Origin of the sequence: Streptomyces griseofuscus, assembly GCF_014673495.1 — a bacterium.
Taxonomy (GTDB): domain Bacteria; phylum Actinomycetota; class Actinomycetes; order Streptomycetales; family Streptomycetaceae; genus Streptomyces; species Streptomyces murinus.
Genome location: NZ_CP051006.1, coordinates 2,107,951 through 2,131,034 on the forward strand (window position 1 = coordinate 2,107,951; position 23,084 = coordinate 2,131,034).

Below are 23,084 nucleotides of genomic sequence, written 5' to 3' on the forward strand. Positions count from 1 at the left end.
CCTTTCACGGGCCCGGCCCCGCTGACAAGCGGCCCGTGCGTAAGCGATCACGCACGGTGATGGTTCAGGCCTTGGCCGACTCTTCCTCGACCGGCTCCCGGGCGGGCAGGCTGTCCATGAAGGAGCTGACCGAGAAGACCGCGTGGCCGGGTCCGGGCGGGCCGTAGCCGGGCGGGGAGGACAGCCCGAAGTCCTCCATCGTCTGCCGGTAGGCCTGGAGCAGCCGGATGTGGTACTCCAGCGGCGCGCCCTGCGGGTTGGCCTTGCCGAGCGGGGTGGTCGGCTCCGGGCACCAGGTGGTGAAGCGGGGTGTGATGCCGTGCGACATGAAGAAGCGCAGGCCCTCGGTGGTGGAGGCGATCGCCTCGTCGACGGTGGTGAAGCCGAAGGGCTCCGCCATCTCCACGCCCGCCACGAAGTTGGGGATCACATTGCGCGCGCCGAAGATCTCGGCGGAGTCCAGGATCCGCTTGTGCCACTCGTCGCGGCCGACGTAGCGCTCCTTGCCGGGGCAGTACAGCTCGAACAGCCGGCGGTCCCACACCTCGAAGTTGGGGTGGTAGATCTGCACGCCGTAGTCCTTGAAGCGCTGCACATCGTCCCTGGGCAGCGCCTGGGCGACGACCTTGCCGATCCAGCGGCCCGGGAAGCGCTCCTCGATGGCCTTGGCGTAGTGGCCGTAGAAGTCGGCCTCGTCGCGCCCGGCGACCGTCTTGGTGATGGCGCCGCCGGTGAGCGTGTAGGCGGTGGACGCCTTCTGGGTGTCGTACCGGTCGATGATCTCCAGGGCTTCCAGGACCTCTTCCACGTCCTTGACGCCCGTGTACGGCCGCCCCGCCGCCTTGTGCTGGCGCCAGTTGTGGTTGATGTCGCAGTACTGGCACTCCTCCTTGGCGCCGAAGTACTGGCAGACCCGGAAGACGGTCAGATAGATCAGGTAACCCCACTGGATGGTGGGCGCGACCTCCATCACGGACTTCCCGTTGGAGAGGGTGTGCCGGTAGTACTCCGGCATCGGGGGCACCCCGACGTCGGCGATCCGCTTGCCGTCCAGGTAGAGGCCGAGCACCCCCTCGTCGTCGGCGGCGACCCGGTAGGGGGAGGCGGGGTTCACCCGTACGGAGACAACCGTACGGCGCAGGTCGTACGGCCCACCGGTGAGGATGATCTCCTCCGGGGGCCGGCGCAGCGCGGCCTCGCCCAGCTCGGGCAGGGTGCCGTGGTCGAAGGAGAAGATGAAGTAGGACTTCGGCTTGACGTCCCCGCCCTCGTTGTCGCTCAGGGCGGATTTGTCGAAGGCGACACCGCCGCGGAGCAGGTCCTCCTTGAAGACGGCTTCCCGCGGCACGTGCGGGAAGCGCTCCATCAGATCCTCGACCAGTGCGGTGCGAGTGCCCATCCGTATGTCTCCTCCCGGCTCAGGTGTACTGCCCAACCGTATGCCCCCGGATCGGGCGGAGCGGTGCCGGGTCCCGCGGGCGCGCTCCCTGGCCCCCTCAGGCCATCCGCTCCAGCGTCTCCGGGTCGACCGCGTGGCGCAGCGCCGCACCGGCCGCCCAGCGCGCGGCCTCCTCGACCACCACCCGGCCGAGGCGGGCCACCTCGTTGCCCTGGGAGCCGGCCAGATGCGGGGTGACGAAGGCGCCCGGCAGATCGAACAGCGGGGATCCCGCGGGCGGCGGTTCGGGGTCGGTGACGTCCAGGACGGCGCGCAGACGCCCGGTGCGCACCTCTGCGACCAGCGCGTCCTGGTCGACGAGGGAGCCGCGGGCGGTGTTGAGGAGCACCGCCCCGGTGGGCATCAGGGCCAGCTCGCGGGCGCCGATCAGATGCCGGGTCGCAGGGGTCTCGGGGGCGTGCAGGGTGACGATGTCGCTGGTGCGCAGCAGGTCGTCCAGGGGCAGCAGCGGCACCCCGAGGCGCCCGGCCTCCCCGGCGTCCAGGGTGGGGTCGGCGAGGGTGACGGCGAGGTCGTGCGGGCGCAGCAGTTCGATCAGCCGGCGGCCGACGCGGGAGGCGCCGACGACGCCCACACGGCGGCCGTGGTTGCCGAGACCGGGGAGGACCGTGCCGTAGGGGAAGCCCCGGCGCGCGCGCAGTTCCTCGCGCAGCGCGAAGACGTCCTTGCCGGTGAGCAGGATCATGGCGAGGGCGTACTCGGCGACGGGCAGCGCGTTGGCGTCGGCGGCCGAGGAGACGAGGATGCCGCGCCGCCACACCTCGGCGGTCGTGAAGCCCTTGACCGATCCGGCCGCGTGCAGCACGGCGCGCAGCTTCGGGGCGCCGTCCAGGGCGGCCGCGTCCAGGCGGGGGCAGCCCCAGCCGGTGACGAGGACCTCGGCGCGGGCGAGGGCCGCGCGCGCCCGGGGCTCGGTGAGGTCCTGGACCACCAGGGCGGGATCGAGGTCCAGATGGGCGCGCAGGAGGGCGAGGAGGTCGGACGGGAAGACGTACGGCACGTTCTCGGCCGCCATGGCGAGCACGGCGTGCGGGCGCTCGGGCAAGGACGGACCCTCCGGGCTCGGTGCGGCGCGGCTGTCCTTACCGTAGGGCGCGGCGGAGAAAGGGGTCAACGGACCCGCCGCCCCGGCGAGAGGATCGGCAGCATGAGGGAGACCGTCACCAACTGGGCCCGCACCGTCACCTACGACGCGAAGGAGTACCGGCGCCCGGCCTCGCTCGACGCGCTGCGGGCCCTGGTGTCCGGTGCGGCGAAGGTTCGGGTGCTGGGCAGCGGGCACTCCTTCAACCGGGTCGCCGATCCCGGCCCGGACGGTGTGCTGCTGTCGACGGCCGGGCTGGCGCCGCTGATCGAGGTGGACACGGCGGCGCGCACGGTCCGGGTCTCCGGCGGGGTCCGCTACGCCGAGCTGGCCCGTGCGGTGCACGCCCGCGGTCTCGCCCTGCCGAACATGGCGTCGCTGCCGCACATCTCGGTGGCCGGTTCGGTGGCGACCGGCACCCATGGCTCGGGCCTGGCCAACCCTCCGCTGGCCTCGGCGGTGCGGGAGGTGGAGCTGGTGGTCGCGGACGGTACGACGGTGACGATCGCCCGGGGCGACGCCCGCTTCGACGGCGCGGTGACCTCGCTGGGCGCGCTGGGCGTGGTCACCGCGCTCACCCTCGACCTCGAACCGGCGTTCGGGGTGGAGCAGCGGGTGTTCACCGAACTGCCGCTTGAGGGGCTGGAGTTCGAGGCGGTCGCCGGATCGGCGTACAGCGTCAGCCTGTTCACGGACTGGCGGGACCCGGGCTTTCGGCAGGTGTGGGTCAAGCGGCGCACCGACCGGCCGGCGGTGGACTTCCCCTGGGCGGCACCGGCGGCGGTGCCGATGCATCCGGTGCCGGGCATGCCCGCGGTCAACTGCACCGAGCAGCTGGGCGTGGTGGGGCCCTGGCATGAGCGACTGCCACACTTCCGGGCGGAGTTCACGCCCAGCAGTGGTGAGGAGATCCAGTCGGAGTACCTGGTGCCGCGCGCGGCGGCGATCGGCGCGCTGAGAGCGGTCGAGGGAATCCGGGAGAGCGTCGCGGGGGTGCTCCAGACCTGCGAGGTGCGCACGGTCGCCGCCGATCCGCAGTGGCTCAGCCCGGCACACGCGCGGGACTCGGTGGCGCTGCACTTCACCTGGGTGCGGGACGAGGCGGCCGTGCTGCCCGTGGTGCGGGGCCTGGAGGAGGCACTGGAGCCGTTCGAGCCGCGCCCGCACTGGGGGAAGGTGTTCGGCATGCCTGCGGCGGTGGTGCGGGGGCGGTACGAGCGCCTCGACGACTTCCGGGCGCTCGTCCGGGACCTGGATCCGACGGGCAAGTTCACCAACGCGTTCGTCGGGGAGGTCCTGGACGGCTGACGGTGCTTCCCGGCCCCCCTTGTCGGGGGTCGGGCGCCGTGCCTAGCCTCGCGTGAGCGTCCCTCCCGGCTGATCCCGCTCTTCCGTCGTGTGTGGCACCAGATCGGAGACCGATGTCCGTCGACTCCTCCACCGGCAACGACACCGAGACCGGCATTGGCACCGGCATCGAGTACGTCGAGGACGTGTCCCCCGGCTCCGGGGCGCTGCCGCCCCGCGCCCGGTACGCGTCCTCCGACGCCGCGTCCCTCTCCCTGAACGGCACCTGGCGTTTCCGGCTGTCGCCGACGGCCGAGGCCGGGTCCTTCGCACGGGAGGGGTACGACGCCGGTGGCTGGGCCGAGATCCCGGTCCCCGGACACTGGGTCCTCCAGGGTCATGGCTCCCCGGTCTACACCAACCACCGCTATCCGTTCCCGGTCGATCCGCCGCGGGTGCCGACCGAGAATCCGACCGGCGACCATCTTCGGGTCTTCGACCTTCCCGCGGACTGGCCGTGCGGAGACGGCGACGGGGCGGTGCTGCGCTTCGACGGGGTGGAGTCCTGCGCCCGGGTCTGGCTGAACGGCACGGAGCTGGGCACGTTCAAAGGGTCGCGGCTGGCCCACGAGTTCGCGGTCGGGCCCCTGTTGAAGGCCACCGGCAATGTGCTCGCCGTACGGGTGCACCAGTGGTCGGCCGGGTCCTATCTGGAGGACCAGGACCAGTGGTGGCTGCCCGGCATCTTCCGCGATGTCACCCTGCTGCACCGACCCGCCGACGGGGTACGGGACTTCTTCGTGCACGCCTCGTACGACCACCGGGCGGGCACCGGCACCCTGCGCGTCGACTCCGATGTCGCGGGCCGGGTCACGGTCGCGGAACTCGGCATCGACGTCCCGGCCGGGGAGCCGGTGACGGTGCCGGTGCGGCCCTGGTCGGCGGAGGTGCCCCGGCTGTACGACGGGGTGCTGGCCACCGGCGGGGAACGGGTGCCGCTGCGGATCGGCTTCCGCACGGTGGAGGTGGCGGACGGCCTGATCAAGGTCAATGGGCGGCCGGTGCTGTTCAAGGGCGTCAACCGGCACGAGTGGCATCCGGAGCGGGGCCGGGCGCTGGACCTGGAGACGATGCGCGCGGATGTGCTGCTGATGAAGCGGCACAACATCAACGCCGTGCGCACCTCCCACTATCCGCCGCATCCGGCGTTCCTCGACCTGTGCGACGAGTACGGCCTGTGGGTGCTCGACGAGTGCGATCTGGAGACCCACGGTTTCACCGAACTGGGCTGGCGGGACAACCCCGTTGACGACGACCGCTGGAGACCGGCCCTGCTGGACCGGGCGGCCCGCATGGTCGAGCGGGACAAGAACCATCCGTCGATCGTCCTGTGGTCGCTGGGCAACGAGGCCGGCGGGGGCCGGGGCCTGACCGCGATGGCCGAGTGGATCCGCGCCCGCGACCCCTCCCGCCCGCTGCACTACGAGGGCGACCGCGACTGCCGCGACACGGACGTGTACGCGCGGATGTATGCCGGGCACGCGGAGGTCGAGCGCATCGGCCGGCACCTGGACGGGGGCCCGCTCCGCAGGCGCCGGCTCCCCTTCCTGCTGTGCGAGTACGCGCACGCCATGGGCAACGGCCCCGGTGGACTCGCCGACTACCAGCGGCTGTTCGCGTCGTACGAGCGTCTTCAGGGCGGCTTCGTCTGGGAGTGGATCGATCACGGCATCGCGCATCCCAAGCTGGGCTTCGCCTACGGCGGTGACTTCGGGGAGGAGCTGCACGACGGGAACTTCGTCTGCGACGGGCTGGTCCTCCCGGACCGGCGGCCCTCCCCCGGCCTGGTCGAGTACAAGAAGGTGCTGGAGCCGGTCGGCATCACGGGCGACGGCACGGCCGGGGCGGTCCGGGTGACCAACGGGTACGACGCCGCCGATCTGTCGGCACTGGCGTTCTCGTGGTCGTACCAGGTGGACGGGGAGATCCTGGCCTCCGGCCCCCTGCCGGTGCCCGCCCTGACGCCCGGCGAGTCGGCGGACGTGAAACTCCCCGCGCCCCCGGCCGAGGCGCCGGACGGGGAGGCGCACTGGCTGATCAGGGCGGCGCTCGCGGCCGATACCGCGTGGGCGGAGCGGGGGCATGTCGTCGCATGGGGCCAGTTCCCGGTCTCGGACCGCACACCTCCTCGGGTCCCGGCGACCGCCCGACTCCGCGTCTCCGAGGGTGTGTTGACCCTGGGCCCCGGCACCTTCGACGCGCGCACCGGCGCCCTGACGGCGGTCGGCGCCGTGGCCGTCACCGGACTCCGGCTGGATGTGTGGCGGGCGCCCACCGACAACGACGAGGGCGCCGCCTGGCAGGACGACCCCCGCTGCGCACCCCGGTGGCGCGGGCTCGGCCTGCATCGGATGCGGCACCGCCTGGACGCGGTGGAGGCGGGCGGCGACGCGCTGACGGTGCGCACCCGAGTGGCGCCCGCCGGACGGGAGTTGGGGCTTTCGACGGTGTACCGCTGGACGGCGGACGGGGACCGGCTGCGGCTGGCCGTGCGCGTCGTACCGGAGGGCGACTGGACGCTGCCGCTCCCCCGGCTCGGCATCCGCCTCGGGCTGCCCGCCGCCCGCGCCGACCGGGTGCGATGGTTCGGCGGCGGCCCCGGGGAGGCGTATCCGGACAGCAAGGCAGCGGCCATGACCGGGCGTTGGGAGTCGACGGTGGCCGGCCTCCAGACGCCGTACGTCCGTCCGCAGGAGAACGGCGCCCGGATCGACGTCCGCTGGGCGGAGCTGGGCGGTCTGCGCATCGAGGGCGATCCCCTGTTCTTCCTGACGGCCCGCCGCTGGACCACGGAGCAGCTGGACGCCGCCACCCACCGGACCGCTCTGGTGCCGGGCGACACGATCTGGGTCAACCTGGACCACGCCCAGCACGGCCTCGGCTCCCAGTCCTGCGGCCCCGGCCCGCTCCCCCACCACCAACTACGCGTGGAACCGGCGGAGTTCGACTTCGTCTTCGCCCCCGATCCGGGAGCCGCGTAATTCGGAGGCTCCGGGGCGGGACAGCACGTACTGTCGGCCGGTCAGGACCATCGGCGCCCGGACCCCGAACCTCGGTCCCGGGCGCCGGCCCCCGGAGAGGATGAGCGATGACCGAGACGGCGGACGACGCCCGCGACCACTACGACGTCACGGGCGAGGGCCCCGTACTGTTGCTGCTGCCGGGCGGCGCGGGGCACCCGATGGGGCTCGGGCCGCTGGTCGAGGCGCTGGCCGCGCGGTTCACCGTGGTGACCTACGACCCGTTGGGGCTCGCCCATGGCCGGCTCGGTCTGCCGGTGCCGGAGCAGCAAGTGGCGGACTGGAGCGAGGGGGCGCACCGGGTGCTGGCGGCGGTGCTGCCCGAGGGCGGCTCGGCGTACGCGTTCGGGACCAGCTCGGGCGGTATCGCGGTGCTCGATCTGCTCGCCCGGCATCCGGCGCGGCTGGCGCATGTGGTCGCGCACGAGCCGCCCTGTGTCACCGTGCTGCCGGACGGAGCGGAGCGGCGCGCCGAGCTGCTCGGACAGCTGGACGGCGATGAACGGCCGCCCGCCGAGGGCGAGTCGGCGACCCCGATGGGGGTCTTCCTGGCCCGGGTGCTGCATCCGTTCACCGCGTACACGCCGGTCCCCGCGCCGGATACGGCCACCCGGCTCACGCTTGCCGCGGGCACCGGCTCACGCGGTCAACTCCTGCACCGTACGACCGAGTTCACGGCCCAGCGACTGGGCGCGGCGTTCACCGAGTTCCCCGGCGGGCACCTGGGCGCGCTGGATCATCCGGTGGAGTTCGCCGACCTGCTGACCGAGACGCTGCGCTCCAGCGCGCACACCTCGTCGTAGGAGGGGGTCGTGCCGCCCGGCGTCCGGCCGGCGGCGATGTCGTCCATGGCGTCCAGCGCCGCGCCCAGCGCCCTGCGGTACAGCAGGGAGCCGAGGCTGATCCGGGCCACGCCCAGCTCGGCGAGGCGGGGGACGGTGGGTCCGGCGGGCGAGTGGAGGATGTTGAGGGGGACACCGAGGTGCCGCACGAGGCCGGCGATGCGGGCCGGGTCGGTGAGGCCGGGCACGAACACGCCGTCGGCGCCCGCCCGTTGGTAGGCGTCCAGACGGCGGAGCGTGTCCCGCTCGTCACCGTCCCCCGACCAGTAGGTGTCGGTGCGGGCGTTGACGAACATCCCCGGTACGGCGGCCTTGACGGCGTGGATCTTCGCGGCGAGCAGGTCGCTCGCCCCGAGCCCGTCCTCCAGATTGAGGCCGGCCACACCGGCGGCCCACAACTCCATTGCCAGAGCAGCCACTTCCGCCGGGTCGTCGCTGAAGCCGCCCTCGGCGTCCACGGTCAGGTGGTACGGCTCGGAACCGAGTGTCAGGGCGAGCCGCACCGTGTGCTCCCGGGTCGCCGCCGCCCCGTCGGGCAGCCCGACGGCCGCCGCCACCGCGAGGCTCGACGTGGCGATCGCGGAAAAGCCCCGGGCGGCCAGGGCGGCGGCCGAGGCATGGTCCCAGGCGTTGGGCAGCAGCAGCGGCTCGCCGGGGCGGTGCAGCGCGGCGAAGGACGTTCCACTGAGGTCTGCGGTCATACGGCCACGCTAGCGCCTCTCGTTTGGATCATGCCGGGCTCGCGGGCCCTGGCACCGCGCCCTGAATCCGGCCTGATCCAAACGAAAGACCCTAGCCCCGGGACGCTTCGGCCCGGACCGAAAGGTGTGCGGGACGCCGGTGCCCTGCCCACCCCCTGGACACCCCCCCCCGCCGCTCCCCCCCCCGGTGGACTAGCGTCACCGGTATGACCGGCAACGCTTCCACCCCCACCCTCGCCGCGGCCCTCGCCGCCGGGACGGTCGTACTCGACGGCGGGCTGTCCAACCAGCTGGAGTCCGCCGGGCACGACCTGAGCGACGAGCTGTGGTCGGCGCGGCTGCTCGCGGAGCGGCCGGAGGCGATCACCGAGGCGCATCTCGCCTACTACCTGGCGGGGGCGAGCGTGGCGATCACCGCCAGCTACCAGGCCACCTTCGAGGGCTTCGCCCGGTGCGGCATCGACCGCCCGGAGGCGGAACGCCTGCTCGCGCTGAGCGTCCGGCTGGCCCGGGACGCGGCCCGGCGGGCCCAGGAGGATGGCGTGGACCGCCCGTTGTGGGTGGCGGCCTCCGCGGGACCGTACGGCGCGATGCTCGCGGACGGCTCCGAGTACCGGGGCCGCTACGGGCTCGGCGTGGCCGACCTGGAGCGCTTCCACCGCCCCCGCCTCGAAGTCCTGGCCGCCGCCGCGCCGGACGTCCTGGCCCTGGAGACCGTCCCGGACACCGACGAGGCCACCGCGCTGCTGCGGGCGGTACGCGGACTGGGGGTCCCGGCCTGGCTGTCGTACACGATCGACGGCTCCCGCACCCGGGCCGGCCAGCCCCTGGAGGCGGCCTTCGCGCTCGCGGCCGACGCGCAGGAGATCATCGCGGTGGGCGTGAACTGCTGCGCCCCCCAGGACGCGGCCCCCGCCGTCGAACTCGCCGCCCGGGTCACCGGCAAGCCGGTCGTGGTCTACCCCAACAGCGGCGAGTCCTGGCAACCCGCCTCCCACTCCTGGTCCGGCCCGACCACCTTCACCCCCAACCAGGTCACCTCCTGGCACACCGCAGGCGCCCGCCTGATCGGCGGCTGCTGTCGGGTGGGGCCGGAGAGCATCGCCTCGATCGCACGGACGCTGGGGGCGCAGACCGTCTGACCGGCCGTTCCCGGTTGTCCCGGCTCCCGGCGTCAGCGTCGCCGTGCCCCCACCGATCGGCGCAAGCGGCGCATGGCGGAGGCCAGTTCGGCGCCGGGGGCGCGGGGGACGGAGGTGCGGGGTGGCCGGGTGCTGGGGGTCGTGGTCCAGAGGGCGTACTCGGCGTCGTGGGGGCCGTGGGCGGTGTGTGCCGGGCCGTCGCCGAAGACACGCACGGGGTGGGTGGGGTTCCAGGACTCCCAGCCGGGGTCGCCGGTGGTCACGAAGCGCACCCAGGCGCCGTGCATCTCCTCGCCCAGCTCGTGCGGGGCGCCCTCACCGGCCAGCTTCTGGGATTCCGGGATGTCGCCGGAGTCGAACACGAAGCCGAGTTCCAGGGCGTGGCAGGCGCGCAGATCGGGGCGCAGGGAGGGCCAGGCGAACTCGTAGAGGTGGCTGGTGGCGGGGCGGGCGTCGGCGAGGCGGTGCAGCGGGATGCGCAGGATGTGGTCGGTGACCATCTGGCCGACGATCTCGGCGGCGCCCGCGTCCGGTCGCAGGGCGCGGTAGCCGCGCGGTATCTCATGGCTCGCGTGGCAGCGGGCCATGGCACCGGCTACGGCGACGGCCCCCAGCCGGTCGATGTGCTCCAGCAGTCCCCCGGGCACCAGCCACAGCCGGTACTCGTCCCGGGTCCAGCCCATCAGCAGGTCCACGCCCCGGGCGGTGTCGCCGTCGATCAGGGCCTGGAGCGGGTCGCGGGGCACCAGGTCGCCGTCCATCACGATGCCGAACGCCGGTCCGCCGAGCACCGGGCTGGACAGCCTGCCCACCTCGGCCTGGGTGCGCAGCAGCAGCTCGGGGTCCACGGCGGCGAAGGCGGCGGCGGTCGCCGGGATCTTCAGCCGGGCGGCCATCCGGCGCACCATCCGCCGTACCTTGTCCCGCTCGAAGACCTCCGGTGGGCCGCTCTGGAGCACCGCGCGGCGGATCAGGCCGTCGGTGTGCGGCGAGGCGAGCAGCACGCCCGCGCTGATCGCGCCCGCCGACTGGCCGCACAGGGTGATCCGGTCCGGGTCGCCGCCGAACGCCGCGATCGTCTCGTGCACCCAGCGCAGCGCGGCGAGCTGGTCGCGCAGGCCGGGGTTGGGCGGGGCGTCCGGGAACAGTCCGTAGCCCTCGATGCCCAGCCGGTAGTTGACCGAGACGAAGACGACGCCGTCACGGGCGAAGGTACGGCCGTCGTAGACCGGTACGGCCGAGGATCCCCTGGTCAGGGCGCCGCCGTGCAGCCACACCAGGACGGGCAGCTTGGCGCCGGAAGCGGGGTCGGGCGTCCAGACATTGAGGTTGAGGCAGTCGTCGCCGGGGATCGAGGGGTCGGAGAGGTACTGGGCGAACGCCTCGGAGTACGGCGGTTTCGGCGCGGTCGGCCCGAACTCGGCCGCGTCCCGCACCCCGTCCCAGGGCTCGGGCGGCTCGGGGGGCCGGAAGCGGCGGGGGCCGACGGGCGGGGCGGCGTACGGGATGCCCCGGAACACGGCGACGCCGCGCTCCTGGCGGCCGCGTACGGCGCCGTGGGGCGTGCGGACCACCGGGCCCATCGGGTCTGCCGTCATCGCCCACCAGCCCTTCGCCGTCATGCACCTTTCATATGTAGAGCACCACAAGGGGCCGGTGCATTCCGGTGCACAGACCTCCGGCTGGGCCGTTCGGGGTACCGGACGGGTGCCGAAAGGCGCCGGGCGTACGCCCCTGACCGGTATCGACGAGGGCCGGGCGCCCCCTTGCGGGAGATACCCGGCCCTCGCCGCCCCGAGCACGCGGCCGTACCCACGACCGCGTGAGCGCGCACCCTCCTCAGTCCCTCAGCAGCCCCTCAGTCCGTCAGCTCCGTCAGCGCCTCGGTCCTCGGTCTCTCAGTCCTCGTCCGGCGCCGGAGGGTTGCCGAAGAGCGCCTCGATCGCGTCCACCGCGCTGCCGTCGTGGTCGCTGCCCGCGTCGCCCTTGCCGGTCTGCACATTGGCCGTGCGGTCGACCTCGAGCCAGGAGTCGGCGTGGGAGTTGTCGACCAGCGTGACCAGGCTGTTGTCGGCGAGCGCCGGGGCCGCGCCCGCGCCGAGGAAGGCCGCTGTGAGCACGGCCGCCGTACCGATACGGGCGGCCCTCACACGCCCACGCTCTCGGGAGCCAGCCGCTCGCGGGCGATGTTGCGCTCCAGCAGGGTGGTGGACGCCTGTACGCCGACCCCGCTCGCCGGGTCCACCACGGGCAGCCGGCCGTCGGCGGCCTTCAGCCCGGTGAGCGCCGAGTCCATCGCCTCATGCGCGGCGAAGAGGCAGGGCGTGCTGTAGATGGCGACGTCCACGCCGAGGTCGGAGAGCTCGCCCAGGGAGAGGCGCGGCGACTTGCCGCCCGCGATCTGGTTGAACAGCAGCGGCTTGCCGCCGACGACCTCCCGGATCCGCTTGATCCACTCCACGCTGCGCACCCCGTCGACCAGCACCACGTCCGCGTCGGTCGCGGCGAGCCGCTCGGCGCGGTGCAGGATGTCGTGCTCGTCGGTCGCGTCGGTGCGGGCGACGACGACCAGATCCGTGCGGGTCTCCAGGACCTGGTTCAGCTTCTCCAGGTACTCCTCCAGCGGCAGCACCTGCTTGCCGTCGGCGTGTCCGCAGCGGCGAGGCCGCTTCTGGTCCTCCAGGATCACCCCGGAGGCGCCGATGCGCTCCAGGTGCTCGACGACATGGCAGGCGACCTCGGGATCGACGTACCCGTCGTCGATGTCCACGAGGAGGTGGTGGTGCGGGAAGGCGCCCCGCAGCCGCTGGACGAAGGCCACCATGTCGGGCCAGGCGATGAATCCGATGTCCGGCAGGCCGTAGTACGAGGCGGCGAAGCCGAAACCCGAGACGAACATCCCGTCGTAGTGCTTGGCCGCGATCGACGCCGAATACATGTCGTAGACGCCGATCAGCGGTGTGGTCCCGGGCCCGGCGATGCGGTCGCGCAGCTTCTTACCGTGGGTCAAGGTCCGGCTCCTTCTTTGGGTACGGCACGGCGGCGAGGGGCCACCGCACCCCAATGCCCTTTACCAATCCAAGAGCATCTCTAGGTACTCACATTGACTTGCCATGACGCCACCTTTACTCACTGGAATGGCGCAATCCGTTCACCGCAGAAACGTCACTTGCGGAGCCGACCCGCTCAATCGGCTCCGCCGTCCGGGTGAGCGAGGATGTCCGGATCCCGGCGGGCGGCGCGGACGCCGATGCGCGTGCGGCGCGGGAGGTACGGGGGTATGCGGTGCCCTTATGACACGGGACTACGTCAACTGGCCCGGGAGGTGCGGTCGATGAGGGCCGTGCCCGCGTGACGGCCTTGAACGGGGCGGCCGTTGACCGTAGCCTCCCACCGGGTGAACGCCATTCCCGCGCATCTGGACCACATTGTCCTCGCCACCCCCGATCTGGCCGCGTCCGTCGCCGAGTTCGCGCGGCGTACCGGGGTGACCCCGGCGCCCGGCGGCGCGCATCTCGGCCACGGCACCCGGAACCATCTGGTGGGGCTCGGCGGCCGGGCCTATCTGGAGATCGTCGGGCCGGACCCGGAGCAGCCGACGCCGGCCGGTGAACGGCCCTTCGGAGTCGACCAGTTGCCCGGACCGTGCGTACTGACGTGGGCGATCAGCCCGCCGGACCTGGACGGGACGATCGCGGCGGCCCGTGCGCGGGGCTACGACCCGGGGCCCGCGCACCCGATGAGCCGCCGCACCCCGGACGGGGAGCTGCTGCGGTGGCGGCTGACCGGCGGCGAACCGGCGCATCCCTCGGGCCTGGTGCCGTTCCTGATCGACTGGGGCGACTCGCGCCACCCCGCCGACTCGGGCCTGCCGGTCACCCCGCTGATCGCGGTGTCCGCGACCGTGCCGGGACCGGAGGAGGTGCGCGGTCCGCTGGCGGCCCTGGGCACCGGGCTCGATCTGGCGAAGGGGCCGGTGGCGCTCCGCTTCACCGTGGACACGCCCCGGGGGCCGGTCACGTTCGGCTGAACGGGCCGGGTGTCCGTTTCCTTCAAGACCCGCCGCCCGGCCGCTGCCTACGGTGGCCGCATGACCGCACACTTCGCCCTGATCGGCGTGGTGGCCTCCGACATGGCCGCCTCGCTCGCCTTCTACCGCCGCCTCGGCCTGGTGTTCCCGGAGGGCGCCGAGACCCTGCCGCACGCCGAGGCCCGACTGCCCGGCGGGCTCACCCTCGCCCTCGACAGCGAGGAGACCGTCCGCGCCTTCCACCCCGGCTGGCGCCCGCCGGCCGCCGGGGGCCGGGTCTCGCTCGCCTTCCGGTGCGACGCGCCCGAGGAGGTCGACACGGTGTACGAGGAGATGGTCGGCGCCGGGCACCACGGGGAGTTGAAGCCGTGGGACGCCGTGTGGGGGCAGCGGTACGCCACCGTCCTCGACCCGGACGGCAACGGCGTCGACCTGTTCGCCCCGCTACCGGTCGCCGAGTAGCTCCCCGAGCGGCACGCCCGCCAACCGGCGTACCTCGCGCGCGAGATGGGGCTGATCGGCGTAGCCCGCGCGGATCGCCGTCTCCGCGTACGGCACGCCCGCGCGGGCCAGTGCGAGGGCTCGGCGCAGGCGCAGGATGCGGGCCAGGGTCTTGGGGCCGTAGCCGAAGGCGCCGAGGCTGCGGCGGTGCAGGGTCCGGGCGCCGAGGCCGAGTTCGGCCGCCGCCTCGGCGACCGGGGCGCCCTGGTCGAGGCGTCGTACCAGCAGGTGCAGCCAGGGATCGGGGGGTCCGGCCGCCAGGGCGCGGTCCAGCGCGATCTCCTCCAGGGCCCGCGCCGGGTCGTCCGCCGCCGCCGTACGGTCGCACAGCTCCCGGACCCGGGCGGCGGGCCAGAGGTCGGCCAACTCCACCCGCCGGTCAAGGAGTTCATGCGCCGGGACGCCGAGCAGGGCGGGCGCGGTACCGGGACGGAACCGCACCCCGGCCCAGCAACGGGCCGGGCCCTCGGGAAGATACGGCCCGGTGTCGGGCCCGGCGACCAGCAGCCGCTCCCCGTCCCAGAGCAGATCCATACAGCCATCGGGCAACACGGCCCCCGTGGCACCGCCCTCGCCGACGGGCCCCTTCCTCCACACCACCGCACCGACCAGCCGGGAGGTCCGTTCCGCGTACACGAATGCCAGGGTACGACTGCGGCAGACGAGAGAACGGAGCCCTCGGCCGGAGCAGGCCGGACGGGACGACGGGGACCGGGGGCGGAGGGTGGGGACCGGGGTCGGACGGTGGGGATCGGGTCAGACGGTGGGGCCCGGTCAGACGGTGGAGACCGGCTCGGACGGTGGCGACGGGTCGGACCGTGGTGACGGGTGGAGGGTAGGGACCGGGTCGGGCAGTGGGGACCGGGTCGGACGACGGAGGCCCGGGTGGACGGCGCGGCCCAGTCGGACGGCGGAAGCCCGGGCGGGCAACACGTCCCAGCCGGACAGTACGACCGGGGCGGACGGCACGGCCCGGGCTGAGGGCACGACCCGGGCTGAGGACACAACCCGGGCTGAGAGCACGACCCGGGCTGAGAGCACGACCCAGGCCGAGGACACGACCCAGTCGGACGGCACGACCCCAGCGGACGGCACGGCCCGGGCTGAGGGCGGAAGCCCGGGCGAACAGCGCGGCCCGGGCGAACAGCGCGGCCCGGGCGGACGGCGCGGCCCGGGCGGACGGCGCGGCCCGGGCGGACGGCGCGGTCCGATTCAGCGGCGTGGTCGCCCGGCCGGGGGCCGGAGTCCGCCCCGACGGCACGGTCGGATCCGTCGGCTGGATCGGTTCACCGAGCCGAGCCCGATCGACCGGCCCGACCCCGATCCGACGCCGCGAGCACATCCCACCGATCCGGGCCCGCCGCACTGGCACAGGTGGCCCCCGCAGCGCCATCAGATCTCTGGCGCGAGCGCCTCCGAACCGGCGGCGGCGCAAGCACGATCCGCCGTCCTGGCCCGCCCCACGGGCGCGCGTCCACTCCGCCAGGCCGAGCGCGCCCCATCGGCCCCCCCCTGGCCCACCCACCGACACAGCCAGATCCGGCAGCCCGATCGGTTCACCGATGCGCGCCCCGTCGACTCGACCGGGCCCGAGCCCGGCCCACCGGCGCGAGCCGATCCGCCGCGGCGTCCGGGCCGGGTCCTGGCCGCCCCTCAGGCCGGAGGCGGTCCGCACCCCTTTCGATTCACCACTGCCGGTAGGGGTTCTCGCCGTTCCCGGTGCCGGGGATGTGGGGGCTGCCGCTGTTGCCCGGGAAATGAGGGCCGCCCCCGCCGGCCTGCGGGCCCGGGCCGTCCACCTGGGAGTCGTCCCCCTTGTCGCCCTTGGGTGTCACCCGTCGGTGCGCCCCGGAGCCGCCCCACGTGGGCGTCCGCAGCCGCGAGGTGACGTCCTCCGGTGGCAGGAAGCGCGACCAGCGTTCGGGGAACTCGGACGGCATGTCCGGGTCGTCGGGGTCGTCCGGGAAGGTGTCCCGCGCGGCCGTGGCCCGTGCGACGTACTCGGCGACCTGGGCGTGCCGCACCCGCTCGTTGGCCTCACGGGCCGCGGCCGTCGCGGCGGCCGGCCAGACCCGGTCGATCGCGGCGTTGACCGCCGCGCCGACCAGCACGGCGAAGGCGGACACCCCGATCCAGAGCATGACGGCGACGGACGCGGCGAGTGAGCCGTAGATCGTGGCGCCCTCGATGGTGTGCACCAGGTAGATGCGGAGCAGGAAGCTGCCGAACACCCACATCGCGAGCGCCACCAGTGCCCCGGGCACGTCCTCGATCCAGGGCGAGCGCACCGGCACGGACACGTGGTAGAGCGTGGTCAGGAAGACGACGGACAGGACGATGACGACCGGCCAGTACAGGACCTGTACGACCGTCTCCGACCAGGGCACCACCCGTACCACCGCGTCCGGTCCCGCGACCATCAGCGGCAGCGCCACCGAGCCGATCAGCAGGGCCACGATGAACAGCACGAAGGACATGATCCGGGTGCGCACGATACCCCGGACGCCGTCGAGGCCGTACATGACGGTGATGGTGTCGATGAAGACGTTCACCGCGCGGGACCCCGACCACAGGGCGAACAGGAAGCCGAGGGAGATGACGTCGGGCCGGCCGCCCTTGATGACGTCGTGCAGGATCGGTTCGGTGATCTCCTTGACGCCCTTGTCGGACAGGACGGTCCGGGAGGCGTCGAGGAGGTTGGTCTCCAGGCTGCCGATGGTGTGCGCGCCGGTCCAGGTGTCGACGTAGGCGAGCAGCCCGATGAGGCAGAGCAGCAGCGGGGGCACCGACAGCAGGGTGAAGAACGCGGCCTCGGCGGCGAGGCCGAGGATGCGGTACTCCATGCAGGAGTTGACGGTGTCCTTGAGCAGCAGCCAGGCGGTCCTGCGCTTGGATACGTTCCGGTAGAGAGCGCGGGCCCGGTGGAGCCGTCCGACCGGCCGTTCGGGGGAATCACTTGCTGGCTGCACGTCCCCAAGGTATCCGCAGCGAGCGCCCCTCCTCACCTCGCGGGGCGTTCCGGCGAGCGCCCGCGCACGACCCGCACCCGGCTGTCCCGATTCCTCCCGCCGCCCCGGACACCCCCCGGGACCCCGTGGCACCCTGGGGGCCCGCACCGCCGCCGTTCCGGGTAGGTTCGCCACCATGGCAGGCTTCTCCACCCACACCGTGACGAACCAGCCGCCCCCGCTGGCCGGCTACGACCTCTTCGCCGCCGACCGCGCGCTGGTGGACGCCGTCGAGCGGCACACCCCGGACGAGCTGCTCGACGAGGTGCGCGCGGAGCTGTCCGCGCTGGGGCGGGCCGGGGGCTCGGCGCAGCTCCAGGAGTGGGGCGCGCAGGCGAACGAGCAGCCGCCCCGGCTCCGTACCCATGACCGGTACGGCCACCGGATCGACGAGGTGGAGTTCCATCCGGCCTGGCACCGGCTGCTCGGCAAGGGTGTCTCGGCCGGGCTGACCGGCGCCTGGGCGCGGCCCGCCGGGCATGTGCGCAGGGCGGCCGGTTTCCTGCTGTGGAGCCAGGTCGAGGCGGGCACCTGCTGTCCGCTGTCCATGACCCACGCGGCCGTGCCCGCGCTGCGCGCCGACCCCGCGCTCGCCGCCCGGTGGGAGCCGCGGGTGACCTCCACGGTGTACGACCCCGAGCTGCGGCCCGCCGCGCGCAAGCCCGGCGCGCTCTTCGGGATGGGCATGACCGAGAAGCAGGGCGGCAGCGACGTCCGCGCGAACAGCACCCGGGCGCGGCCGCTCGCGGAGGAGGGGACCTACGCGCTCACCGGGCACAAGTGGTTCTGCTCCGCCCCGATGTCGGACGCCTTCCTGGTGCTGGCGCAGGCGTCCGAGGGGCTGACCTGCTTCCTGGTGCCGCGTGTCCTGGACGACGGCACGCGCAATGTGTTCCTGCTCCAGCGGCTCAAGGACAAGCTGGGCAACCGGTCCAACGCCTCCGCCGAGGTCGAGTTCGACGGCACCTGGGCGCGCCGGGTCGGCGAGGAGGGGCACGGGGTACGGACCATCATCGGAATGGTCGCGGCGAGCCGGCTGGACTGCGCGCTGGGCTCGGCGGGCCTGATGCGGCAGGCGGTGGCGCGGGCGGTGCACCACTGCGCGTACCGGGAGGCGTTCGGCGGGCCGCTGCTGGACAAGCCGCTGATGCGCAATGTGCTCGCGGACCTCGCGCTGGAGTCGGAGGCGGCGACCGCGCTGGCGCTGCGGCTCGCGGCGGCGTACGACGACGGCGGTGAGCGGGAGCGCGCCTTTCTGCGGCTCGCGGTGCCGGCCGCCAAGTACTGGATCACCAAGCGGTGTGCGCCCGTTGTGGTGGAGGCCGCCGAATGCCTGGGCGGCAACGGGTATGTGGAGGAGTCGGGGATGCCCCGGCTGGTGCGCGAGTCGCCGCTCAACTCCGTGTGGGAGGGCGCCGGGAACATACAGGCGCTCGATGTGCTGCGGGCGCTCCAGCGGGAGCCGGGGGCGCTGGACGCGTGTCTGACGGAGATCGGGCGGGCGCACGGCGCCGATCACCGGCTGGACCGCGCGGTGCGGGACCTGTTCACCGAACTCGCCGATCTGGAGGGCGCGGAGGGCCGGGCGCGGCGGCTGGCGGAGCGGCTCGCGGTGGTGCTCCAGGGCTCCCTGCTGGTGCGGCACGCGCCGCCGGCGGTCGCGGACGCCTTCTGCGCGTCCCGGCTCGGCGGCGATCACGGCGGGACGTTCGGCACGCTGCCGGGGGGTCTGGACCTGGCGTCGGTGGTGGAGCGGGCGCGGCCGCTCTCCTGAATCGCCGTGTCCCCCGGTGGAGTTGGGCGCCCTGGCCGAAAACGGCCGGTGCCCGGCCGGGGGTGGTGCTGCGCCGACACGGCACCACCCCCGCCACCTGGGCCTGTTGCGGCCCGTGGACGCCACGCGGGGCGTCCTGGTCAAGTCTCGGCCGGGATCGGACGGTTCACCAGGGTTGCAGGGGGTTGCAACTTGTTGGCGCACATGCGCGGAGTCTGTGCCTCCGGCCTGCCCGGCCCGGCAGTATAGGAGGCACGACCGACCGGAAAGCGCCGCCCGGACGGCTGAATGAATGTGTACGACCCCCCGCTCCGGGAGGAGAACCCGTGGTGAACCCGCCGATGAACGTGGCGCGCCTGGCCGCCCTGGACGCGACGCAGGCGGCGCGGGTGCTGAGCGAAGTGCGCGAGGCGGCGCTCGCCGGGCAGCGGGTGCCGCTCGCGCCGCGGCCGGTGATCGAGCAGTCCTGGGGGCGGATGCTGCGCAGCGGTGTCGACCCGGACCGCGACTTCAGATCCGGGCTGCTGCCGCCCGAGGAGGTGCGCAGGCGGCGGGAGGAGTCGCCGCTGCGGCATGTGCTGCCGGTGCTGCGCGAGGGGCTGCTTTCGGTCGCGGACGTCGCCCAGCACATCATGGTCGTCGCGGACGCGGACGGACGGGTGCTGTGGCGCGAGGGGTCCGCGCCGGTGCTGCGCAAGGCGGACGGGCTCGGCTTCGAGCTGGGCGCGGACTGGCGGGAGGACGTGGTCGGCACCAACGGGGTGGGCACCCCCGCGGTCGTACGGCGGCCGGTACAGGTGTTCGCCGCCGAGCACTTCGTACGGTCGCACACCTCCTGGACGTGCACGGGAGCGCCGATCACGGATCCGCGGGACGGGCGGCTGCTCGGGGTGGTGGATGTGAGCGGCCCGCTGGAGACCATGCATCCGGCGACCCTCTCCTGGGTGGACGCGGTGGCGAAGCTCGCCGAGGCGCGGCTGCGGGAGTTGCATGTGGGCTCGCTGGAGCGGCTGCGGGCGGTCGCGGCGCCGGTGCTGGCCCGGCTGGACGGGCGGGCGCTGGTGGTGGACCGGGACGGCTGGTCGGCGGCGGTGACCGGGATGCCGTATCTGCGGCGGGTGGCGCTGCCCAAGTCGCTGGTCCCCGGCCGCCGGTGGCTGCCCTCGCTCGGCTGGTGCGCGGCGGAACCGCTCGGGGAGGGCTGGCTGCTGCGCGCCGACGAGCAGCCGGGCGCGCCGGCCGCCTCCCGTGTCGTACTGGACCTGTCCCGGCCGGAGCGCGCCGCGGTGACCGTGTCGGCGTCCGGCTCGGCGGGCGCCTGGTCGCGGGAACTGAGCCCGCGACACGCCGAGTTGCTGTTCCTGCTGACCGAACACCCGGGCGGGCGCGGGGCGGCGGAGCTGGCCGGGGACCTCTTCCAGGACCCGTCACGTACGGTGACGGTGCGAGCGGAGATGTCGCGAATCCGGCGCTATCTCGGGGGACTTCTCCAGCATCGGCCGTATCGTTTCTCTGATGCGGCCGATGTCGAGGTCGTCCTCCCCGAGAACCCCCGTGACCTGCTGCCGCGTTCCACGGCGGCGGTGGTGGCACACCGGCGGGCGGCCCCGCCGACCGAGCGACCGCGGCCCGCGTGACGGCCGGGGCATGACGCCTGCGGCGTGACTTCCGGGTATTTGCGGGGTCTTCGCCCTGCGCGGACCGTTACTGCCGTAGCATCCCCTACGGGCCCGACCGCGCTGTCAACGCAGCGACCGGGGGGCGCAGTTGACCCGCCTCGGCCGGGGGGCCGGGGCGACGGCGCGCGCCGGAGCGAAAGGGCCCTGACGAGGGGACGACATGAAGCAACGCGGCAGACATCGTCGGCGCAGGCGGGGCACGGCCCTGCGTGCCGTACTGACCGGGACCGCGCTGGCCCTGACCGCGGCCGCCACCCTGATCAGCACCTCCCAGGCGCAGGTCACCGAGCGCCCCGGCGCGCTCAAGCCGCTCACCTCCCCCGCGGACACCGGCCGGCTGCGGCTGCGCGAGCAGCTGGTGCCGGCCCGCACCCTGGACACCCTGGCCGCCTCGATGGGCCGGCCGGTCGGCATGGACACCGTGCTCCGGGGCGCGGACCGCACCCTGCGCGAGGGGTCCGACTGCGACGATACCGACCGCGCCTCCCTGCCCGTTTCGCCCTCCCCCACGCGCGCCTACTGCTGGGACCCGGCCGACACCGGTGCCACCGACTGGCGGCCGGCCTCGGTGACCACGTCCGGGGACGCCGGCGGCGACGGGGTGCCGGGCGCCCACCGGGTCCTGCTCAGCGGCTGGACCCACAGCACCCGCACCGGCCCGGACGCCGAGCGCGGTCTCGCCCGGGTCGCCGTCGTGGACGCCGACGATCCGGACCGGCTCGCCTACCGCTGGGTGCTGCTGGTGGTGCCGGTGGACGGCGGCCGCGACTACCGGGGCCTGAGCTCCCGGGTCTCCTCCATGGTCTGGTACCAGGACAAGCTGCTGGTCACCGCCCGCCGAGGCGGCTCCGCCGTGCTCTATGTGTACGACCTCGACCGGATCCAGCGCGCCACGGTCGACGGGCCCGCGATCGGCCGGGTGCGCGGCGGCTGGTCCGCCGACGGGTACGGATATGTGATGCCCGCGATCGGCAGCTACAGCTACACCGCGGGCCGCTGCTCGGCCACCGGGGCGCCCTGCCCGAGCGCGCTCGCCCTGGATTCGGGTACGGCACCGGCCACTCTGGTCGCCGCGGAGTGGACCTCCCCCGGCGGCGAACGGCCCGCCCGGCTCTGGCGGTACGCGTTCAGTACGGACCCGCGCCGCGCGGGGCTGCTCGCCGCCAATGCCGAGGGCCGGGTGGACGCTGTGGAGGAGTACCGGACCAAGGTGACCGGGATCCGGGGCGTGCTGTCGTACCGGGCGGCCGGCGCTCCACGCACGTCCTGGTATGTGGGACGGCTGCCCGGTTCGCAAGACGGGCATGGAGGGCTGTGGCGGCAGGACACCCGGGGCGCGAAGACGGCGGAGTGCGGCGCGGACGCCACGCACCGCTGCTGGGCCGAGTCCGCGGGCTCCCTGTCGTACTTGCGCGAGACCGGTGAGGTGTGGTCGCTGTCCGACCGGATGCTGTTCGCGGTGCCGCTGGCGGAACTGGACCGGTCGCTGGGCTGACCCGCCGGGCCCGTTCCCGGTCCGACCTCGCGCAAAGGGGGTCGATCGACAGACACCGGGACGGGATGGTTCCCTGGCCCGCATGAGCAGCGTCCCTGTCACCACCTGGTATCTGGAGCAGACGTCCCCGGCCGATCTGCTGCCCGCCGCCGCGCCCGAGGGCGATGTGCGGATCGTACGGGCCGAGGTGCCCTCCCCCGAGTTCAACCGGTTCCTCTACACGGCGGTCGGCGGGGACATCCGCTGGACCGACCGGCTCGACTGGCCGTACACGCGCTGGCAGGAGCTGCTGGAGAAGCCCGGTGTCGAGACCTGGGTGGCGTACGACCGCGGTACGCCGGCCGGGTTCATCGAGCTGGAGGCGCAGGACGACGGCGCCGTGGAGATCCTCTACTTCGGGCTGCTCCCCGCCTTCCGCGGCCGTGGCATCGGCGGGCATCTGCTGGCCCGCGGCACCGCCCGCGCCTGGGACCTCGCCGAGCGCTGGCCCGGGCTCGCGCCGACGAAGCGGGTATGGGTGCACACATGCGACAAGGACGGCGAGTTCGCCATGGCCAACTACCAACGGCGCGGCTTCACGCTGTACGACACCCGGGTCGAGCTGGAGCCGGACGTGCCGAACCCGGGCCCCTGGCCGCGCGCATACCCTGCCTGACCTGCCCCGACAAGCCGTCCCGCGCCGCATGTGAGCCAATACACCCTTGTCCCGCGATACGAGACAAGGGTGTCCACATGACGGAAGAAGCTGGACTCTGTCCAGATCGCCGTGACACGCTGCCGTCATGCCTGGAACTGGAATTGCCTTGGTGAGTCGGCGGCACGTCGACCTCGGCCGCATGTCCAGCGCCATCTGTCCGGCGAGCTGACCTTTACAGCACCGCCGCTCCCGCGCATCCCGCTCCCCGCTCGACCGCTGTCCGCGCCCGGCCCAAGCTCTCGCCGTGCGCCCGCTTTCGCGCAGGTCAGAGCGTTCAGCGCCGCTTCTCCCTGTCCGCAGCCTGT

Annotated in this window: 19 protein-coding genes; 11 read left to right on the forward strand and 8 right to left on the reverse strand. The window is 73.7% G+C overall.

The annotated features are described in order from the left end of the window. Window positions 1–64 precede the first annotated feature (64 nt). Both HEP81_RS09255 and HEP81_RS09260 read right to left on the reverse strand, forming a co-directional pair. A complete protein-coding gene (locus tag HEP81_RS09255; RefSeq protein WP_037657961.1) occupies window positions 65–1,399 on the reverse strand; it encodes a radical SAM protein in 1,335 nt (444 codons plus the stop codon). A 97-nt stretch (window positions 1,400–1,496) separates the two neighbouring features. Beyond that, the gene (locus HEP81_RS09260) at window positions 1,497–2,504 is read right to left on the reverse strand and encodes a hydroxyacid dehydrogenase (RefSeq protein ID WP_037657963.1); all 1,008 of its coding nucleotides are present in this window, start codon (window positions 2,502–2,504) and stop codon (window positions 1,497–1,499) included. A gap of 102 nt (window positions 2,505–2,606) precedes the next feature. On the opposite strand from HEP81_RS09260, the gene HEP81_RS09265 reads away from it, so the two are divergent. The 3 genes from HEP81_RS09265 to HEP81_RS09275 all read left to right on the forward strand — a co-directional run bounded on the left by HEP81_RS09265 (window position 2,607) and on the right by HEP81_RS09275 (window position 7,713). Further along, entirely contained in the window at window positions 2,607–3,851 is a 1,245-nt protein-coding gene (locus HEP81_RS09265; protein WP_037657965.1) for an FAD-binding protein, read from the forward strand. A gap of 113 nt (window positions 3,852–3,964) precedes the next feature. Further along, the gene (locus tag HEP81_RS09270; protein WP_051850304.1) at window positions 3,965–6,871 is read left to right on the forward strand and encodes a glycoside hydrolase family 2 TIM barrel-domain containing protein; all 2,907 of its coding nucleotides are present in this window, start codon (window positions 3,965–3,967) and stop codon (window positions 6,869–6,871) included. A gap of 107 nt (window positions 6,872–6,978) precedes the next feature. Next, window positions 6,979–7,713: an alpha/beta fold hydrolase gene (locus HEP81_RS09275; protein WP_037657969.1), complete on the forward strand. Its 735-nt coding sequence runs from the start codon at window positions 6,979–6,981 to the stop codon at window positions 7,711–7,713. Here HEP81_RS09275 and HEP81_RS09280 read toward each other — a convergent pair. Then, entirely contained in the window at window positions 7,647–8,453 is an 807-nt protein-coding gene (locus HEP81_RS09280) for an isocitrate lyase/PEP mutase family protein (RefSeq protein WP_037657971.1), read from the reverse strand. The two genes, HEP81_RS09275 and HEP81_RS09280, sit on opposite strands and share 67 nt — an antisense overlap. A gap of 206 nt (window positions 8,454–8,659) precedes the next feature. On the opposite strand from HEP81_RS09280, the gene mmuM reads away from it, so the two are divergent. After that, window positions 8,660–9,595 (forward strand): homocysteine S-methyltransferase, encoded by a 936-nt coding sequence (gene mmuM / locus HEP81_RS09285; protein WP_037655515.1) that lies wholly within the window; start codon window positions 8,660–8,662, stop codon window positions 9,593–9,595. A 32-nt stretch (window positions 9,596–9,627) separates the two neighbouring features. Here mmuM and HEP81_RS09290 read toward each other — a convergent pair whose 3' ends face one another. From HEP81_RS09290 to HEP81_RS09300, 3 genes are all read right to left on the reverse strand, one after another. Further along, window positions 9,628–11,193: a carboxylesterase/lipase family protein gene (locus HEP81_RS09290; RefSeq protein ID WP_190276094.1), complete on the reverse strand. Its 1,566-nt coding sequence runs from the start codon at window positions 11,191–11,193 to the stop codon at window positions 9,628–9,630. Window positions 11,194–11,493: 300 nt separating this feature from the next. After that, window positions 11,494–11,745, reverse strand: coding sequence for a hypothetical protein (locus tag HEP81_RS09295; RefSeq protein ID WP_172427677.1), 252 nt, complete (start codon window positions 11,743–11,745; stop codon window positions 11,494–11,496). Further along, the gene (locus tag HEP81_RS09300; protein WP_037655514.1) at window positions 11,742–12,605 is read right to left on the reverse strand and encodes an isocitrate lyase/PEP mutase family protein; all 864 of its coding nucleotides are present in this window, start codon (window positions 12,603–12,605) and stop codon (window positions 11,742–11,744) included. Before HEP81_RS09300 ends, HEP81_RS09295 begins: the two co-directional genes overlap by 4 nt. Window positions 12,606–12,992: 387 nt before the next feature. Between HEP81_RS09300 and HEP81_RS09305 the strand changes: the two genes are divergently transcribed. Both HEP81_RS09305 and HEP81_RS09310 read left to right on the forward strand, forming a co-directional pair. Beyond that, a complete protein-coding gene (locus HEP81_RS09305; protein ID WP_037655513.1) occupies window positions 12,993–13,625 on the forward strand; it encodes a VOC family protein in 633 nt (210 codons plus the stop codon). 60 nt (window positions 13,626–13,685) lie between these two features. Continuing rightward, window positions 13,686–14,087 carry a VOC family protein gene (locus HEP81_RS09310; RefSeq protein ID WP_037655512.1) on the forward strand — a complete coding sequence of 134 codons (402 nt, stop codon included), beginning with the start codon at window positions 13,686–13,688 and terminating at the stop codon, window positions 14,085–14,087. On the opposite strand, the gene HEP81_RS09315 is transcribed toward HEP81_RS09310, so the two are convergent. Further along, complete coding sequence (locus HEP81_RS09315) at window positions 14,070–14,762, reverse strand: helix-turn-helix domain-containing protein (RefSeq protein ID WP_078967363.1); 693 nt, start codon at window positions 14,760–14,762, stop codon at window positions 14,070–14,072. The two genes, HEP81_RS09310 and HEP81_RS09315, sit on opposite strands and share 18 nt — an antisense overlap. A 1,049-nt stretch (window positions 14,763–15,811) precedes the next feature. Further along, the gene (locus HEP81_RS09320) at window positions 15,812–17,095 is read right to left on the reverse strand and encodes a YihY/virulence factor BrkB family protein (RefSeq protein ID WP_243279350.1); all 1,284 of its coding nucleotides are present in this window, start codon (window positions 17,093–17,095) and stop codon (window positions 15,812–15,814) included. Between the two features lie 175 nt (window positions 17,096–17,270). Here HEP81_RS09320 and HEP81_RS09325 point away from each other — a divergent pair, with 175 nt between their 5' ends. The 5 genes from HEP81_RS09325 to HEP81_RS42320 all read left to right on the forward strand — a co-directional run bounded on the left by HEP81_RS09325 (window position 17,271) and on the right by HEP81_RS42320 (window position 22,948). Then, window positions 17,271–18,908 carry an acyl-CoA dehydrogenase family protein gene (locus tag HEP81_RS09325; protein ID WP_037655509.1) on the forward strand — a complete coding sequence of 546 codons (1,638 nt, stop codon included), beginning with the start codon at window positions 17,271–17,273 and terminating at the stop codon, window positions 18,906–18,908. A gap of 341 nt (window positions 18,909–19,249) precedes the next feature. Beyond that, window positions 19,250–20,545 carry a GAF domain-containing protein gene (locus HEP81_RS09330; protein ID WP_190276095.1) on the forward strand — a complete coding sequence of 432 codons (1,296 nt, stop codon included), beginning with the start codon at window positions 19,250–19,252 and terminating at the stop codon, window positions 20,543–20,545. A gap of 202 nt (window positions 20,546–20,747) precedes the next feature. After that, on the forward strand, window positions 20,748–22,082 hold the full coding sequence (locus tag HEP81_RS09335; protein WP_037655505.1) for a hypothetical protein: 1,335 nt from the start codon (window positions 20,748–20,750) through the stop codon (window positions 22,080–22,082). Between the two features lie 82 nt (window positions 22,083–22,164). Further along, the gene (locus tag HEP81_RS09340) at window positions 22,165–22,737 is read left to right on the forward strand and encodes a GNAT family N-acetyltransferase (protein ID WP_037655503.1); all 573 of its coding nucleotides are present in this window, start codon (window positions 22,165–22,167) and stop codon (window positions 22,735–22,737) included. A gap of 127 nt (window positions 22,738–22,864) precedes the next feature. After that, entirely contained in the window at window positions 22,865–22,948 is an 84-nt protein-coding gene (locus tag HEP81_RS42320; protein WP_310739661.1) for a putative leader peptide, read from the forward strand. Window positions 22,949–23,084 lie beyond the last annotated feature (136 nt).

Coding starts and splice junctions, on each gene's coding strand:
- HEP81_RS09325 (WP_037655509.1), top strand. CDS start 17,271: ATGGCAGGCTTCTCCACCCACACCGTGACGAACCAGCCGCCCCCGCTG.
- HEP81_RS09255 (WP_037657961.1), bottom strand. CDS start 1,399: ATGGGCACTCGCACCGCACTGGTCGAGGATCTGATGGAGCGCTTCCCG.
- HEP81_RS09270 (WP_051850304.1), top strand. CDS start 3,965: ATGTCCGTCGACTCCTCCACCGGCAACGACACCGAGACCGGCATTGGC.
- HEP81_RS09290 (WP_190276094.1), bottom strand. CDS start 11,193: ATGACGGCAGACCCGATGGGCCCGGTGGTCCGCACGCCCCACGGCGCC.
- HEP81_RS09280 (WP_037657971.1), bottom strand. CDS start 8,453: ATGACCGCAGACCTCAGTGGAACGTCCTTCGCCGCGCTGCACCGCCCC.
- mmuM (WP_037655515.1), top strand. CDS start 8,660: ATGACCGGCAACGCTTCCACCCCCACCCTCGCCGCGGCCCTCGCCGCC.
- HEP81_RS09330 (WP_190276095.1), top strand. CDS start 19,250: ATGAACGTGGCGCGCCTGGCCGCCCTGGACGCGACGCAGGCGGCGCGG.
- HEP81_RS09340 (WP_037655503.1), top strand. CDS start 22,165: ATGAGCAGCGTCCCTGTCACCACCTGGTATCTGGAGCAGACGTCCCCG.
- HEP81_RS09275 (WP_037657969.1), top strand. CDS start 6,979: ATGACCGAGACGGCGGACGACGCCCGCGACCACTACGACGTCACGGGC.
- HEP81_RS09310 (WP_037655512.1), top strand. CDS start 13,686: ATGACCGCACACTTCGCCCTGATCGGCGTGGTGGCCTCCGACATGGCC.
- HEP81_RS09335 (WP_037655505.1), top strand. CDS start 20,748: ATGAAGCAACGCGGCAGACATCGTCGGCGCAGGCGGGGCACGGCCCTG.
- HEP81_RS42320 (WP_310739661.1), top strand. CDS start 22,865: ATGCCTGGAACTGGAATTGCCTTGGTGAGTCGGCGGCACGTCGACCTC.
- HEP81_RS09265 (WP_037657965.1), top strand. CDS start 2,607: ATGAGGGAGACCGTCACCAACTGGGCCCGCACCGTCACCTACGACGCG.